This window comes from Kaistella yonginensis (assembly GCF_030409525.1).
GTDB lineage: Bacteria > Bacteroidota > Bacteroidia > Flavobacteriales > Weeksellaceae > Kaistella > Kaistella yonginensis.
The window spans coordinates 16,224-31,072 of the sequence record NZ_JAUFQB010000063.1; the positions used below are offsets into that span (position 1 = coordinate 16,224).

General features: G+C 36.5%; 13 protein-coding genes. All 13 read left to right on the top strand.

Annotated features, from left to right (window positions below; genetic code table 11):
- Positions 1-206: 206 nt before the first annotated feature.
- Complete coding sequence (gene mraZ / locus QWY78_RS14145) at positions 207-677, top strand: division/cell wall cluster transcriptional repressor MraZ (RefSeq protein WP_290220987.1); 471 nt, start codon at positions 207-209, stop codon at positions 675-677.
- A gap of 36 nt (positions 678-713) precedes the next feature.
- On the top strand, positions 714-1,607 hold the full coding sequence (rsmH, locus tag QWY78_RS14150) for a 16S rRNA (cytosine(1402)-N(4))-methyltransferase RsmH (RefSeq protein WP_290220991.1): 894 nt from the start codon (positions 714-716) through the stop codon (positions 1,605-1,607).
- Between the two features lie 46 nt (positions 1,608-1,653).
- Positions 1,654-2,019 (top strand): FtsL-like putative cell division protein, encoded by a 366-nt coding sequence (locus QWY78_RS14155; RefSeq protein WP_290220994.1) that lies wholly within the window; start codon positions 1,654-1,656, stop codon positions 2,017-2,019.
- The gene (locus QWY78_RS14160; protein WP_290220997.1) at positions 2,003-3,994 is read left to right on the top strand and encodes a penicillin-binding transpeptidase domain-containing protein; all 1,992 of its coding nucleotides are present in this window, start codon (positions 2,003-2,005) and stop codon (positions 3,992-3,994) included. The genes QWY78_RS14155 and QWY78_RS14160 overlap by 17 nt, the downstream gene beginning before the upstream one ends.
- Before the next feature lie 65 nt (positions 3,995-4,059).
- On the top strand, positions 4,060-5,520 hold the full coding sequence (locus QWY78_RS14165; RefSeq protein ID WP_290220999.1) for a UDP-N-acetylmuramoyl-L-alanyl-D-glutamate--2,6-diaminopimelate ligase: 1,461 nt from the start codon (positions 4,060-4,062) through the stop codon (positions 5,518-5,520).
- A gap of 28 nt (positions 5,521-5,548) precedes the next feature.
- Positions 5,549-6,790: a phospho-N-acetylmuramoyl-pentapeptide-transferase gene (gene mraY / locus QWY78_RS14170; RefSeq protein WP_290221002.1), complete on the top strand. Its 1,242-nt coding sequence runs from the start codon at positions 5,549-5,551 to the stop codon at positions 6,788-6,790.
- A gap of 95 nt (positions 6,791-6,885) precedes the next feature.
- Positions 6,886-8,244, top strand: a complete 1,359-nt coding sequence (gene murD, locus QWY78_RS14175; protein WP_290221006.1) for a UDP-N-acetylmuramoyl-L-alanine--D-glutamate ligase — start codon at positions 6,886-6,888, stop codon at positions 8,242-8,244.
- Positions 8,245-8,255: 11 nt separating this feature from the next.
- Positions 8,256-9,479 carry an FtsW/RodA/SpoVE family cell cycle protein gene (locus QWY78_RS14180; protein WP_290221010.1) on the top strand — a complete coding sequence of 408 codons (1,224 nt, stop codon included), beginning with the start codon at positions 8,256-8,258 and terminating at the stop codon, positions 9,477-9,479.
- Positions 9,480-9,579: 100 nt separating this feature from the next.
- Positions 9,580-10,695 carry an undecaprenyldiphospho-muramoylpentapeptide beta-N-acetylglucosaminyltransferase gene (gene murG, locus QWY78_RS14185; RefSeq protein WP_290221363.1) on the top strand — a complete coding sequence of 372 codons (1,116 nt, stop codon included), beginning with the start codon at positions 9,580-9,582 and terminating at the stop codon, positions 10,693-10,695.
- Positions 10,692-11,168, top strand: a complete 477-nt coding sequence (locus tag QWY78_RS14190) for a YbjN domain-containing protein (RefSeq protein WP_290221013.1) — start codon at positions 10,692-10,694, stop codon at positions 11,166-11,168. Before murG ends, QWY78_RS14190 begins: the two co-directional genes overlap by 4 nt.
- Positions 11,169-11,171: 3 nt before the next feature.
- The gene (murC, locus tag QWY78_RS14195) at positions 11,172-12,533 is read left to right on the top strand and encodes a UDP-N-acetylmuramate--L-alanine ligase (protein ID WP_290221016.1); all 1,362 of its coding nucleotides are present in this window, start codon (positions 11,172-11,174) and stop codon (positions 12,531-12,533) included.
- Positions 12,530-13,393, top strand: a complete 864-nt coding sequence (locus QWY78_RS14200; RefSeq protein ID WP_290221019.1) for a cell division protein FtsQ/DivIB — start codon at positions 12,530-12,532, stop codon at positions 13,391-13,393. Before murC ends, QWY78_RS14200 begins: the two co-directional genes overlap by 4 nt.
- Before the next feature lie 77 nt (positions 13,394-13,470).
- Positions 13,471-14,844, top strand: coding sequence for a cell division protein FtsA (ftsA, locus tag QWY78_RS14205; RefSeq protein ID WP_290221021.1), 1,374 nt, complete (start codon positions 13,471-13,473; stop codon positions 14,842-14,844).
- Positions 14,845-14,849 lie beyond the last annotated feature (5 nt).

Here is a 14,849-nt window from a genome sequence, read left to right on the forward strand (position 1 = left end):
GCCAAATTAAATTTATTTAACCTTATTTATCAATTAAATTTAAATATTTTCAGCAGAACTCACAACTTCGTTTCTTAAAAAACCAAATCATTTTTTAACTGGTTTTTAATCAAGATGTTAATATAAAAATCAAAACTTATTAACATTAAGTCAAAAAGTGGGAAAAAGTGGGAGCTTTTGGAAATTTTTATATAAATTTGTCCCAAATGAAGAATTTCATCGGGACATATGAATGCAGAATAGACGACAAGGGTCGCCTCAAACTCCCTTCATCTCTAGTTAAACAGATGGAGAATTTTGGCGATGGGTCCTTTGTGGTCAAACGTGCTGTATTTCAACCCTGTCTGGAGGTTTACCCAATGCAAGGTTGGGAACAACTGATGAATAAACTCAATAAACTCAACCGTTTCATCAAAAAAAATGCTGATTTCATAAGAATGTTTACCGCGGGTGTAAAAATCGTGGAGGCTGATAATGCTGGTAGGTTACAAATTTCCAAAGACCTTACCCATTTTGCAAACCTTAAAAAAGAAATTGTAATTACAAGCGCTGGTGAACTTTTTGAAATTTGGGATAAAGAAGCGTATGAACGGGTGATCAGTACTTCCGAAGATGATTTTGCAAAATTGGCCGAAGAAGTGATGGGCGAGATTAGTTTCGATGAAGAGAAACCATAAACCAGTTGAAAATTATTAAAACACTAATTAGAAAAAATGTATCACAATCCTGTTTTGCTAAAAAAAAGCGTCGATGATTTAGTCACAAATCCTGACGGGATCTACGTGGATTGTACCTTCGGAGGTGGTGGCCATTCTCGTGAAATTCTAAGCCGGCTTTCTGAAAAGGGGAAGTTGTACGCTTTTGATCAAGATTTAGATGCATTAAACAATACCATTGACGATGCAAGATTTACCCTTATCAATCAGAATTTTAGATTTTTAGAAAATGCTTTATTAATGTATGGTGTTTCTCGAGTTGATGGTGTATTAGCAGATTTCGGTGTTTCTTCTCATCAGTTTGATGAAGCAGATCGTGGCTTTTCAACTAGAAGCAATGCTCCTTTAGACATGCGAATGAATGTGATGCAGCTTTTAGATGCTAAAAAAATTATTAACGAATACGAAGAGGATCATCTCGCAGATATTTTATTTCAATATGGTGAAATCCGCGAATCCCGAAAATTAGCACGTGAAATCGCACACCACCGAAAACTAAAACCCATTGAAACGACGGAAGATTTAAAAAAACTCTTCAGCTATATTCCGCAATTCAAGCAAAACAAAGTTTATGCACAGATTTTTCAAGCCATAAGAATTGAAGTCAATCAAGAATTAGAAGCTTTGAAAGAAATGCTTTTGCAAGCCCATCGAATTTTAAAACCGGAAGGGAGATTGGTTGCAATTTCTTACCACTCACTAGAGGATCGATTGGTTAAACGATTTTTGAAAAATGGAATGTTTGAAGGCGAACCTGCCAGAGATATTTATGGAAATTACGCCAAGACGTTTGATCTTTTACAAACAAAAGCAGTGATTCCGAATCGCCAAGAAATAGAAGAAAACTCGCGAGCGAGAAGTGCAAAATTAAGAACAGGAATTAAAATATAAGCAATCAGCAATATATTTAACCATTACTGATTGCTCATTAAAAGATATGGCAAAAAGACCTGCAAATCGTCCACAAAAAAAACTCACTTTTATTGATATTATAAAAGGGAATTTTTTGAACCGCGATGAAGTGACCATTCATTATCGGTATTTTTTACTGGTGTTTTTTTTATTGATGATTATGATTTATAGCAACCATTTGGTGAGCACAAAAATCGAAAAGGTTAATGATTTGAAAGAGCAAACAGAAGAATATAAATCGAGAAATGCGTTTGCACAAAGCAGACTCATTAAAGTTAAATTAGAGTCAGAATTAGGGAAAGAAATGGTGCAGGATTCTTTGCTATCATTAGAAAATCATCCACATAAAATATTGATAAAACTAGACAGTTTAGATGGCGGTACAAAATGAATTTGAAAAAAAACGCTCAAACACATTGAGATGGGGCTACCTTTTTACAGGGTTTGCCTTCGTTTTGTTTGTGGTTTTTCTCGGTAGAATTCTCTTTTTACAAAATACCAATGTTCAAGAAATCAAAGATGATTATATCAATAAAAATTATAGAGAAGCTACACTACAAGCAGCACGGGGAAATCTTTTCGCATCCGATGGATCGATTTTAGCAACCACTGTCATGCGCTATGATATTTATCTTGATTTCAAAATTGTTAAAGACACTGTTTACACCAATAACATTGGCGCTTTAACAGACTCATTATCAAAGATGTTCGGTAAGCCGAGAAGTTATTTCAGAGACCGATTTGATCAACAGAAAAAAGCTAAAAACCAATATTACTCCTTGGTGAAAGGTCTGGATTTTGATGATTATGATCGACTTCGCAAATTCCCCATCTTTAAAAAAGGAAAAAACCGAGGTGGATTTATCGTAGACAGAAATTACAAAAGAGAACTGGCCACTACGCAAATCGGTGCAGGAACCATTGGGATGGATAATCAAATTGGAAAATCTGGTCTGGAAGGTGCCTTTTCGAAATATTTAACCGGAACAGATGGAACGCGTCTGGAACAAAGGGTAAATTCTAACCAATGGAAACCAATTGATTACTGGAAAGTAAATGAACCCATCGATGGACAAGATGTTTATACCACAATCGACTTACGGATTCAAGATATTGCACATTCTGCTTTAGAAAAACAACTCATAAAATTCGATGCAGAACACGGTAGCGTTTTGGTCATGGAAGTTGCAACCGGAAAGGTAAAAGCCATGGTTAACCTACGAAGAACCGAGCCAGAAATTTATGTTGATGCTTACAACTATGCACTGAAAGATAATATTGAACCGGGATCTACCTTCAAAACAATATCATTATTGGCTGCAATGGATGATGGATTTATTGATGAAAACACCACTGTAAATGTGGGAAATGGGGTGTGGACTTATGCCAAGCAAAGAATTTCTGATGGTCATGGTGGTGGAACTTATGAAATCGCTGATGTGTTGGCCAAATCCAGCAACGTCGGCACTGCTAAATTAATAACGCAGTATTATGCCCATAAGCCACAGGTTTTTTTGGACCATATGCGACGTTGGAAATTATTCGATAAAATGGAGATTGAAATTCCCGGAGTTACAAAGCCACGAATCTTAACACCAAACAGCAAAAGCTGGAATGCAGCAACCCTCGCATCTATATCATATGGATACGCAACCAATATTAACCTTTTACAGTTAACTACATTTTACAATGGCATTGCCAACAAAGGGAAAATGGTAGAACCACTTTTTATTGAAAAAATACTTAAAGATGGCAGAGTGCTTTATGAAGCGAAGCCAAAAGTAATGGTTAATAAAATGGCCTCAACAAAAGCGATTGAAATGATGACCAGTGCCCTAACCAAAGCAGTAGAAAAGGGGACAGCAAAAAGTATTTTCACACCGAATCTTCAAATGGCAGGTAAAACCGGAACTGCGAGGTTTGAATATTGGCTTCCGGGTCCGATGAAATACCGCAGCTCGTTTGCCGGATTCTACCCTGCTGACAATCCGAAATACACTTGTTATATCATGATTAGCGAACCAGACAATTCAAAAGGATTTTATGGCTCTACCGTTGCAGCACCAGTATTTAAAGAGATTGCAGGAAAGACATTTTTAAAAACACCACAGAATATTGAGAAAGAAATGTTGGTCGAACGCAAAGTAGACCTCAGCAAAATGACACTGCCAAATGTAAAAGTGGCCGTAAAAAACAAAACAATGCCGAATGTCATGGGACTTATTGGTAAAAACATTATCCCACAACTAGAAAACCAAGGTTATCGGGTTGATTACAAAGGAGTAGGAAAAATAAAAGAACAGTTTCCATTAGAAGGAACCATCATTAACAAAGACCAAAGAATTTATCTGCAATTGCAAAATTAAAATAAAAGGGAAAGTCTCAAGAGATGAATTAAAGAGGATCGGAAAAATCCTATCATATTTATAAAATGAATTTAGAAGAAGTATTACATAGAATCCCAGTCCTGGAAATTATCGGAAATAAAGACCGAGAAATTTCAGAACTCATTTTCGATAGCCGAAAAGCTGTGGAGCATTCATTGTACGTGGCGATTAAAGGAACAATTTCAGACGGACATGACTTCATTAATTCTTCCAGTGAAAAAGGAGCAATTGCTATTGTTTGTGAGCATATACCAACCGAAATAAAAACAGAAATAACGTATATAAAAGTACAAGATGCAGCAAAAACCCTAGGTCATCTTGCTTCTAATTTCTATGGAAATCCTTCTTCAAGATTAAACCTCATCGGGATTACCGGAACCAATGGGAAAACCTCAGTTACGACTTTACTGTTCGATATTTTCAAAATCTTAGGTTTTAAATCGGCGCTCATTTCTACCGTAGAATACCGTATCGGTGACGAGGTTATTCCGTCCACCCATACCACGCCGGATATCATTCGCGTAAATCAAATCTTGGCAAAAGCAGTTGCGAAAGGATGCGAGTACGCATTTATGGAGGTTTCTTCGCACGGTATTCATCAGCATAGAACGACAGGTTTACAGTTTAAAATCGCTGGATTTACCAATATTACTCACGATCATTTAGATTATCATAAAACCTTCGACCAATACCTTAAAACCAAAAAAAGATTTTTCGATGAATTAACCTCCGAGGCAATTGCTATCACCAATATTGATGATAAAAACGGCAATGTACTCTTGCAAAACACCAAAGCGAAGAAAAAATCCTACGCTTTGAAAACAATGGCAGATTTTCATGGAAAAATCACAGAAATTGATTTTAATGGAATGTTATTGAACTTCAATGGAAAAGAATTTTGGACAACTTTAACCGGAAAGTTCAATGCCTCTAATTTACTTCTTGCTTATGCAATTGCCATAGAAAGCGGTTTTCATGAAGATGATATTTTACCCGCGATTTCACAATTAAAAAGAGTGAATGGTCGATTTGAAACCTTAAAGTCACCAGGCGGAATTTTCTTCGTTGTTGATTATGCTCATACACCAGATGCACTGGAAAATGTGTTGGATTCGATCAACGAAATCCGCACCAAAAACGAACGATTAATCACCATATTTGGTTGTGGTGGTGATCGAGATGTAGCGAAACGTCCTGAAATGGGGAAAATTGCGACCCGTAAATCTACATTGGCCATTATAACTTCCGACAATCCGAGAACCGAAAACCCTTCAGATATTATTAAAGAAATTGAAGCCGGTGTTGAACCCCAGAACTTTAGCAAATATACGTCTATTCCAGATCGTAGAGAAGCGATAAAAATGGCTATTAAGTTTGCAGAGCCAAAAGACATCGTTGTCGTAGCAGGAAAAGGCCACGAAACCTATCAGGAAATTAATGGCATGAAAAACCATTTTGATGACAAAGAAACGATTATAGAACTCACCCGATTGATGTCTAAATAAACAATGATTGAAGCTAAAATAAAATAGTATGTTATATTACCTATTCGAATATTTAACCAGCCACGGTATTCACGTTCCGGGAATGGGGATGTTTAAATTCATCTCTTTCCGTGCAGGAATGGCCGTTTTATTGTCGCTTTTAATTGCTTTGGTTTTTGGTAAAAAAATCATCAATTATCTGCGAAATAAGCAGATGGGGGAATTGGTGCGTGATTTAGGATTAGATGGGCAAAAACAAAAAGAAGGCACCCCAACCATGGGCGGTCTGATTATTATTTTGGCCACTTTAATTCCGGTTTTACTGTTCACCAAGATTTTCAATATTTATATCATCCTGTTGATTATTTCAGTCGTTTGGATGGGCGCAATTGGCTTTATTGATGATTATTTAAAGAAAATTAAAAAAAATAAAGACGGCTTAAGTGGTAAATTTAAAGTGATTGGCCAGGTTGGTTTGGGCTTAATCGTTGGGGTAACCATGTACTTTCATCCGGATATCACGGTAAAAAGAAAATATGCCGATGCCAAAGAAATCAACCGAAATAACGTAGAAGCCAACTTTATGAAAACGGAGAAATCAACAGTTTCTACCGTCCCTTTTGTAAAAAACAACGAGTTCGATTATAGTAAAATTTTATTTTGGATGAGTCCTGAAGATGCACAGGAATGGGCTTGGATTGTATTTATTCCCATTGTTATTTTCATTGTGACCGCAGTTTCTAATGGAGCAAATATCACCGATGGAATTGATGGTCTTGCCGCGGGTACGAGCGTTGTTATATTATTAACTTTATCATTTTTCGCTTATCTGTCGGGGAACATCATTTTTGCGGATTATCTCAATATTATGTTCCTGCCAAATATGGGCGAAACCACCATTTTCGCACTCGCTTTAGTCGGTGCAGTCATTGGATTTTTCTGGTACAATACCTACCCAGCTCAGGTATTCATGGGCGATACCGGAAGTTTAATGTTGGGCGGAGTCATTGCCGTTTTGGCCATCATTCTCCGAAAAGAGTTGTTGATTCCTGTATTGTGTGGCATTTTCTTAATAGAAAACCTGTCGGTCATGCTACAGGTTGGAGTCTTTAAATATAGAAAAAGAAAATATGGCTTAGCATACGCTCAAAACAACAGGTTATTCAAAATGTCTCCTCTTCACCATCATTATCAGAAAGAAGGATATCACGAAAGCAAAATTGTTAACCGCATGGTTATCATCGGGGTTTTGTTTGCGATTATTTGTTTAATAACATTGAAGATTAGGTAAGAAAAATAGCGTATATCAAATATTTTAAAAAAATAAATTTAATAATGTAAATAAGTCAAAGTACATTTTACTGTATACATTTTACAAAAATAAATATGAAAATAGTTGTTTTAGGTGGCGGAGAAAGCGGCGTTGGTGCAGCATATTTAGCAAAGAAGAAAGGCTTAAATGTTTTTCTTTCGGATAAAGGTGCAATCAAAGATGAGTATAAAAAGCAATTAGTCAACGCTGGAATTGAGTTTGAAGAAGAACAACACGATGAGGCGCGAATTTTAGAGGCAGACTGGATTATAAAATCCCCCGGGATTCCTAAAAAAGCTGAGATTATTTTTAAAATTAATCAAAAGGGAATTCGCTTGTCTTCAGAAATTGAATTTGCAGCAGAATTTACCCAAGCGAAAATTATTGCAATTACAGGAAGCAATGGTAAAACAACCACCACTTCACTTATTTATCATATTTTGAAAAATGATAAGTTGAAAGTTGGTTTAGCGGGAAACATCGGTAAAAGCTTTGCTAAACAAGTTGCCGATGCGAATTTCGATTATTACGTTTTAGAAGTTAGTTCTTTTCAGTTGGATGATATTCAAAACTTCAGACCGTTTATCTCTTTATTATTGAATTTGAGTCAGGACCACCTCGACCAATACAACTATAATTATGAAGAATACGCTCTGGCAAAATTCAGAATTACTGAAAACCAAGAGAATGATAATTTCTTCATCTACAACAAAGATGATGAAATGAGCATGAATCTTCTGGAAAAACTGGCAATCAGAGCAAAGAAAATTCCGTTTTCGACCAAAGAAAAATTAGGGGAAGGAGGCTTTATTCATAATGATACCATCACGGTAAAGATTGCAGAGGAATTTTCAATGAAAATCGCCGAACTTTCTTTAATCGGAAATCACAATATCGCCAACAGTTTGGCCGCCTCTATTGCAGGTAAGTTGCTGAATATCAGTAACGAAAGCATAAGAAATTCATTAATGACCTTTCAGGCCGTTGAACATCGATTAGAGCAGGTTGCCCAAATAGATGGAGTCACCTTTATTAATGATAGTAAAGCGACCAATGTAAATGCAACCTACTTCGCCTTAGAAAGTATGAATCAACCTACGATCTGGATTGTAGGCGGAGTTGACAAAGGAAATGATTATACAGAGATTGAAAACCTTGTTAAAAGAAAAGTAAAAGCAATTGTTTGTTTGGGGATCGATAATCAGAAAATCATCGATTTCTTTAAAGACAAAAAAGAAGCCATTTACAGCACTTCAAGTATGGAAGAAGCTGTAAAAGTTTCCAAATCATTAGCAGAAAAGAGTGATACTGTTTTACTTTCACCCTGTTGCGCAAGTTTTGATTTATTCGATAATTATGAAGATCGTGGAAATCAATTTAAAAAAGAAGTTTTAAAAAAAATCAATAATTCCCTCTCGATGGAAGAGGATTAAGGTGAGGAAAAATGCAGGAAAGAGACCACAAATTTGAATTGTTAAAAGGCGACAAAGTACTGTGGAGCGTAATCTTATTGATTTCGTTCTTCTCAGTGTTTCCTGTGTATTCTGCAAGTTCTAATTTAGAATATATTGTGAATAGCGGAACCACCACGTCGCACCTCATCAAGCACACCTTTTTCGTGGTGCTTGGTTTGGCAATTATGCGTGGCGTAGGTGTTTTTAAGTACGAACACATCGGAAAACTCAGCAGCTACCTCCTAATTTTTACGATTGCATTACTAGGATTAACAATGGTTTCGGGACAAACCATCGACGGTGCTTCGGCTTCACGATGGTTGAAAATACCAGGTACACCAATTTCTTTTCAGCCCTCTTCTTTTGCTTATTTAATGTTAATTATTTACCTCTGCCGGTATTTGACCAAAAAAATTAAAAGAGAGCGTCTTCCGATTGAAAATATATTTTACATTTTCGGACCCGTTTTACTGGTTTTTGGCTTAGTGGCAAAAGACAATGGTTCTACCGCCTTAATGATATTAATGGTATCTTTAATTGTAATGGTAATCGGGCAATTAAATAAAAAATACATTGTTGGATTCGTGGCGCTTTCCTCCGTAGTTATCGGCATATTTATGTTTTTAGCTTTAAAGACGAACTTCATTGAAAATAACAGGGTACATACTTGGATGAGCCGTATAGAAACCTTCACCAAAAAAGAAACCCAGATTGAAGATGAAGCCGATAAAGCAAAAAATTATCAGGTGATGCAAGCCAAAGCAGCCATTGTTCATGGTGGGATTGCGGGAATGGGTCCGGGAAAAAGCGCTTTAAAGCAAATGCTTCCACAGTCTGCCTCGGATTTTATTTTCGCCATCATCGTGGAGGAATATGGTTTTATTGGCGCAACCGTTTTAATTGCGCTCTATCTCATCATGATTATCAGAATCGTAATGATTGCCAGTAAAATGCCCGCCTTTTTTGGGAGTTTATTGGTGCTGAGTCTCGGGACTATGATTTTTGTACAACTATCGGTTAATATTGCGGTCGCCATTAATTTGATTCCGGTCACAGGACAGCCCTTGCCTTTAATAAGTTATGGTGGAACCTCCATGCTGGTCACCTATATTCAGTTAGGAATTATACTGAATGTAAGTTCCAGAATCCAGGTTTATGATGAAGAAGGAATGGGCAAAAAACAGAGTATTGAAGAAATAAATGATATCGCGTAAACACCAATAATGAGCGATGAGGAATGAGCGATAATTGAAAACCCAAAGGGATTAAATTTTAATAGCCATGAGACTTATCTCGTGGAAAGAAATGACTATAATGAGCAAAAGATTAAAAATTCTAATGAGCGGAGGCGGAACCGGAGGACATATTTTCCCGGCAATTGCCATTGCGCAGGAAATTCAGAAGAGATTCCCGCAGGCAGAATTTTTGTTCATTGGTGCCAATGGAAAAATGGAAATGGAAAAAGTTCCACAAGCAGGCTTCCAAATTGTAGGTTTGAATATCGCAGGTTTCGATAGAGGCAATGTATTAAAGAATTTCAAATTGCCTTTTAAATTACTGTCAAGTCTTACAAAAGCCAGAAAAACCATAAAAGAATTTCAGCCGGACTTCGCTATTGGAACTGGCGGATTTGCAAGTGGCCCAGCCTTATTTATGGCAGCCAACTTAGGCGTTCCTATTTTTGTTCAGGAACAGAATTCTTTACCCGGAAAAACAAATACCTATTTGGCAAAAAAAGCAAAAGCCGTATTTACCGCTTATCCGAACATGGATCACTTCTTTCCGAAAACCAAAACTTTTTTCTTGGGAAATCCAGTTAGAAAGACCATTATCACTGATTTAATTGATAAAGAACTAGCCAAAGAACAATTAGGTTTAGATCGAAATAAATTAACCATTCTTTCTGTTGGCGGTTCTTTAGGTTCCAGAACATTAAATAATGGCTGGAAAGAAAATGTGAAACAAATAACCGAAAAAGATTACCAACTCATCTGGCAAACCGGAAAATTAGATTATAAAGAATTAAGTGAAAATTCGCGAATCTCAAATCTCAAATCTCAAATCTCATTGAAGGAATTTATTTCCGATATGGCTTTGGCGTATTCTGCCGCAGATGTCATTGTTTCCCGTGCCGGAGCCATTGCTATTTCCGAATTGGCTATGACGAAAAAACCAATTGTATTGGTTCCTTTTCCTTTTGCCGCAGAGGATCATCAAACCAAAAATGCGATAACACTGGTTGAAAAAAATGCAGCCCGTATCGTAAAAGACAGCGAAATGGCAGAAAACTTTTGGCCTACCGTACTGCAAATTTGTGAAAATGAAGGGTTAAGAAAAGAAATGTCGGAAAATTTGGAATTCTTTGCAAAACCAAAAGCGACCGAGGAAATTGTAGATGAAATTATAAAAACAATAAAACCTAAAATATGAAAGCAAGAATTTTCACTTTGTTGATGATTTGCTTTATTGCAAATTTCTTCACCGCACAAACACTAGTTAAACCTGCAGATTTTAACATAAAAGACATTGCGTCTTATCTTAAAACGCAAAATTTTGTAATTGATGAAATACATGATAACTACATCAAAATTACGGACAATCAAAATAGTTCCATTTTTATCGATATAAGCGAAGACAAAAAATCGCTCCTTTTCAATGTAAAAATTTTACTTAAAAAAGAGGCAAAAGTTTCCGAAATTGAAAGCTTACTCGGCAAAATCAATGATTTAAATATGATCAAAGCGAAATATCTTTCTGAAGATAATTCCGTTTTCTTCCAATATAATTTTTGGATTGATAAAGGATTTACCAAAGAAACTTTGTTAGATGCAATTATCGAATTTGGACTTTACCAAGGAGATTCATTTGCTTTGGACAAAGCTAAAATATTTGAATACCAATAAAATATGAAAAGTTTAACAACATACCAAAACTTCTACTTTGTAGGAATCGGCGGCATAGGAATGAGTGCTTTGGCGCGCTATTTCCAAGCCTCGGGAAAAACTGTTTTGGGTTATGATAAAACCTTAACCAAACTAACCTCTGCCCTAATTTTAGAAGGCATGGATGTCGTTTTTGAAGATGTTGTTACGGAAAAAATTAAAACCTTAAATAAAGAAAATACCCTTGTAATCTATACTCCCGCCATTAAAAAATTAGAAATCCTACAGTATTTTGATGACAATGCGTTTACGGTTTTAAAGCGAGCAAAAGTGCTTGGAATGATTACCGAAAACACCAATTGCATCGCAATTGCAGGAACGCATGGGAAAACGACCACCTCATCATTAGTCGCCCATTTGTGCGAAGAAGCAAATCTTCCTTTCTCTTGTTTTTTGGGTGGAATAGCAGAAAATTTTAAATCGAATTTTCACTTTAATGGAAATGATATTTCCGTTGTAGAAGCAGATGAATACGACAGAAGTTTCTTAACACTGTCTCCGGATTGGGCCGTAATCACCTCCACCGATGCAGATCATCTGGATATTTATGGCGACAATGATACGATCCAAAAAGGATTTCAGGATTTTGCAGATCTGCTGCCGAAAAATCAACAGCTTTTTGTTCGGAAAGGAATACAGATTGGCCACGAGGCAAAAACCTACGCCGTGAATGAAGAAGCCGATTATTACTCCGATAATATACGGGAAATTGGTGATCAAATATATTTTGATTTTCATTCGCCAACCACAGAGATTCATGATTTCGTGTGGGAAATTCCGGGAATTCATAATGTAGAAAACGCCACGGCTGCGATCGCATTATTGAACAATTTCGGTGTTGATTATGCTACTCTAAAAAAAGGAATTGCCAGTTTTAAAGGAATTAAAAGACGCTATACCAAGCACAATTACGAAAGTGGAAAAATTTATATCGATGATTATGCGCATCATCCAACGGAATTAAACGCAGTGATCGGCTCGATCAAAACTTTTTATCCGCACAAGAAATTATTGGTGGTTTTTCAACCGCATCTTTTCAGCAGAACAAAAGATTTCGCTGAGGGTTTTGCAGAAAGTTTAGAGAAAGCAGACGAATTAATCCTGCTTGATATTTACCCTGCTCGAGAATTACAAGAAAACTTTGCAGGTGTCACTTCCGACTGGTTATTAGAAAAAATTAAATTAGATAAAAAGGAAGTTTCTACTTTGGAGAACGCCTTTAATATGATAAAAGAAAAAGAGTTTGAGGTATTGCTCACCGTAGGTGCGGGAAACATTGATACCTTATACGATGGAATTGTAGATTGGCTTGCAGATAAAGAATGAAAAACAAATTCAGAATATTAAAGATTTTAGTTACAGTAATCACCTTTGGATTTCTGCTGAGTTTTTCAGTGAAAAGATTCAACGATAAACCTATGGAAAAAGTGACCGTAATATTAAGTCAAACCAAAAATCCAGTATATTTCATCGATGAAAAAGATATCAAGGAATTGGTAAAAAAATCAAATCCGACTAAAAAAATTGGAGACCTTAATATTCCCGCTTTAGAGAAGAAGTTAAACCAACTCCCGGCGGTAGACAGCGCAAATGTTTATTTGAATTTAAACGGAAATTTAAATTTAGATATTAAGCAACGAGTGCCCGCTTTTCGTTTGAATAAAGAAAATCGTGATTTTTATGTTGATGCAAAAGGAGTAGAATTCCCGATCTCTAAAAATTATTCTTTCCCTTGCATGCTGGTGATGGGAAATGTAAAAAAATCAGAATATGTAGCATTGGCAGAGCTTGTTGCAAAAATTGACCGCGATGATTTTAGTAAAAAATACTTCATCGGTATTGCTAAAAAGAAAGATAATTATGAATTGTTAACCAGCGAAGGTTATTTTAAAGTAGAAATTGGTGATTTGGAAAAAATAGACCTAAAGGTAAAAGGCTTCAAAGCTTTTGTAGAAAAATATTTGATTTATCAAAACCCAGAAAAGTATACGAAAGTATCGGTGAAATACGAAAACCAAATTGTTACTACGCTGAATCCTAATTTTAAGGATAATGACAGTATTATTTCTGTGGGGAAAAAGGAACTTGAAAAACTACCTTTAATCAATAAGAAAAAAGCGGAAGCAGAGAAAAAAGCATTAACAGCGCCTAAAAAAGAAAAGAAAGCATTAGTTAAAATAGAATAATTGAAGTCATAACTTATTAAAACAAGGGTTTAACAATATCGACCTAAAAAATAGTAAAAAATCAAATCGACATAAAAATGGAAAATAACGAGTATTCAGTAGGCCTCGACATTGGTACCACAAAGATTGTGGCCATCGTTGGGCGCCGAAACACCCACGGAAAAATTGAGGTTCTCGGCGTTGGGACCGCAAAAAGTTTAGGAGTTCACAAAGGCATTGTGAACAATATTTCCCAAACCATTCAATCCATCAAAGCCGCCGTAGCCCAAGCGCAATCAAGTGCTGGCGTTGCCATTCAAAAAGTTACCGTTGGTATTGCGGGCAAACATATTCGTTCGCTCCAACATTCGGACTATATCATGCGCGAAAATCCGGATCAATATATTACCGATGACGACATTGAAAAACTAAAAGATCAGGTTAAACAATTGGTGATGTTGCCGGGTGAGGAAATTATTCACGTACTTCCCCAGGAATACAAAGTGGACTCTCAAGGCGAAATTCAGGAACCAGTTGGTATGCACGGAACGCGCTTGGAAGCGAATTTTCACGTGGTTGTTGGCCAAATGGGAAGCATTAGAAATATTGCCAGATGTGTGCGTGAAGCTGGTTTAGAAATGGAAGCCTTGACCCTTGAACCCTTGGCTTCCTCCGAAGCAGTGTTGACCAAAGAAGAAAAAGAAGCGGGTGTTGCCATCGTAGATATCGGCGGTGGAACCACAGATATTGCAATTTTTAAAGACAATATTATTCGTCACACCTGCGTAATTCCTTACGGTGGTGGCATTATTACCGATGACATTAAAGAAGGCTGTTCCATTATTGAAAAACACGCCGAAAAACTGAAAGTGAATTTCGGATCAGCCGTTCCGGAACTCGAAAAAGACACTACTTTCGTCACCATTCCTGGGTTACACGGTAGACCAGATAAAGAAATTTCATTGAAAACATTAGCGCAAATCGTAAGTGCAAGAGTAGAAGAGATTTTGGAAATGGTCAATACGGAGTTGAAGGCCTATGGAGCTTTTGAACAAAAGAAAAAATTAATTGCAGGAATCGTACTGACCGGTGGTGGCTCAAACCTTCGTCACCTTCGTCAGCTCGCAAATTACACCACAGGTTTCGATAGCAGAATCGGTTTTGCTAATGAATATGTGACCAACGATAAGAGCCAGCATTTAAAAGGCCCGGAATATGCAACTGCCATTGGTTTACTCATGGAAAGTCTAAAAATCCGTGACAAGAAAAATGCACCAGAACAAATAGAAATAAAAGAAGAGATTTTCGCAAATGAGAAAACAGAGGAAACCATTAATGAACTTTTACAACAAGATGAAATTCTGACTAAAGAAGAAGTGGTGGCACAATCAGCAGAAAAAAGACGAAACAAGTTGACCATCGGTCAAAAAATAATGGAAAGCGTAAAAAAATTCTTTGAAGAAGTTGAATAATTAAA

What these genes read in the sequence shown, in the direction of transcription:
- mraZ (WP_290220987.1), top strand. Translation starts at nt 207, where the DNA reads ATGAAGAATTTCATCGGGACATATGAATGCAGAATAGACGACAAGGGT.
- rsmH (WP_290220991.1), top strand. Translation starts at nt 714, where the DNA reads ATGTATCACAATCCTGTTTTGCTAAAAAAAAGCGTCGATGATTTAGTC.
- QWY78_RS14155 (WP_290220994.1), top strand. Translation starts at nt 1,654, where the DNA reads ATGGCAAAAAGACCTGCAAATCGTCCACAAAAAAAACTCACTTTTATT.
- QWY78_RS14160 (WP_290220997.1), top strand. Translation starts at nt 2,003, where the DNA reads ATGGCGGTACAAAATGAATTTGAAAAAAAACGCTCAAACACATTGAGA.
- QWY78_RS14165 (WP_290220999.1), top strand. Translation starts at nt 4,060, where the DNA reads ATGAATTTAGAAGAAGTATTACATAGAATCCCAGTCCTGGAAATTATC.
- mraY (WP_290221002.1), top strand. Translation starts at nt 5,549, where the DNA reads ATGTTATATTACCTATTCGAATATTTAACCAGCCACGGTATTCACGTT.
- murD (WP_290221006.1), top strand. Translation starts at nt 6,886, where the DNA reads ATGAAAATAGTTGTTTTAGGTGGCGGAGAAAGCGGCGTTGGTGCAGCA.
- QWY78_RS14180 (WP_290221010.1), top strand. Translation starts at nt 8,256, where the DNA reads ATGCAGGAAAGAGACCACAAATTTGAATTGTTAAAAGGCGACAAAGTA.
- murG (WP_290221363.1), top strand. Translation starts at nt 9,580, where the DNA reads ATGAGCAAAAGATTAAAAATTCTAATGAGCGGAGGCGGAACCGGAGGA.
- QWY78_RS14190 (WP_290221013.1), top strand. Translation starts at nt 10,692, where the DNA reads ATGAAAGCAAGAATTTTCACTTTGTTGATGATTTGCTTTATTGCAAAT.
- murC (WP_290221016.1), top strand. Translation starts at nt 11,172, where the DNA reads ATGAAAAGTTTAACAACATACCAAAACTTCTACTTTGTAGGAATCGGC.
- QWY78_RS14200 (WP_290221019.1), top strand. Translation starts at nt 12,530, where the DNA reads ATGAAAAACAAATTCAGAATATTAAAGATTTTAGTTACAGTAATCACC.
- ftsA (WP_290221021.1), top strand. Translation starts at nt 13,471, where the DNA reads ATGGAAAATAACGAGTATTCAGTAGGCCTCGACATTGGTACCACAAAG.